Source organism: Leptolyngbya sp. CCNP1308, assembly GCF_034932455.1.
Taxonomy (GTDB): Bacteria; Cyanobacteriota; Cyanobacteriia; order Phormidesmidales; family Phormidesmidaceae; genus Nodosilinea.
This window is the reverse complement of the sequence record NZ_JAYGIH010000068.1, coordinates 1-719: the sequence shown is the minus strand read 5'-3', so window position 1 is coordinate 719 and position 719 is coordinate 1. Positions and strand designations below refer to the sequence as shown.

The window sequence follows — 719 nt, the reverse complement described above, 5'->3', positions numbered from 1 at the left end:
CCTTGAGGCGTTCCGCGTTCCGTGGGGAACCAGTTTGCCCCTTCAATTACCCCCGCTGAGAGCCAGGCTTTAATCTGACGCCTCAGGCTGGGAAAGGTGTCGAGCTTATCCAACAACTTGCTCTGATCAATTTGGTCGAAGCACTTGGCGATATCCGCATCCAGCACGTATTTGGCTTTCTGCTGGGTCGCCTGTTGAATTGCCCTAAGGGCGTCTTGTGCTGAGCGACCGGGTCTGAAACCGTAGGAATGAGGCTCAAATTTGGCCTCCCACTGGGGCTCCAGGGCTAGTTTGACCAGGGCCTGGCGAGCCCGTTCGGTCATAGTCGGAATCCCGAGGGGCCGTTTTTCCGTTTTCCCTGGCTTGGGAATCAGTACCCGTCGAACCGGGGCTGATTTGTCGCTCAAGGAGAGGTTTTGGGCCAGTTGCAAACGTTGAGCTGGGGTGAGGGATTTGACACCATCAATCCCGGCTGTCTGCTTGCCTCGGTTGTCCTGAGTAACCTTACGCACCGCCAGGCAGCGAGCTGCCCATGACCGCATCAGGGTCTTTTGCAGTTTGTGAACGGTTTTCACATCACCATTCTGTTCAGCTCGGTAAATCCTCGTTTGCAGCTTGAACACCTTCGCCTCTAGCTGTCGCCAGGGGAGGGTCTTCCATTCCACTGTGGGCGCGTTGGCCCCAGTCTTAGACGTTTGGACTGTGACTTGATTCATTAC

The 719-nt window shown here is 55.8% G+C and carries 1 protein-coding gene; it reads right to left on the bottom strand.

Features of this window, described 5'->3' with window-relative positions:
* On the bottom strand, positions 1–719 hold a 719-nt coding region (locus tag VB780_RS14265; RefSeq protein WP_323351828.1), incomplete at both ends, for a reverse transcriptase N-terminal domain-containing protein.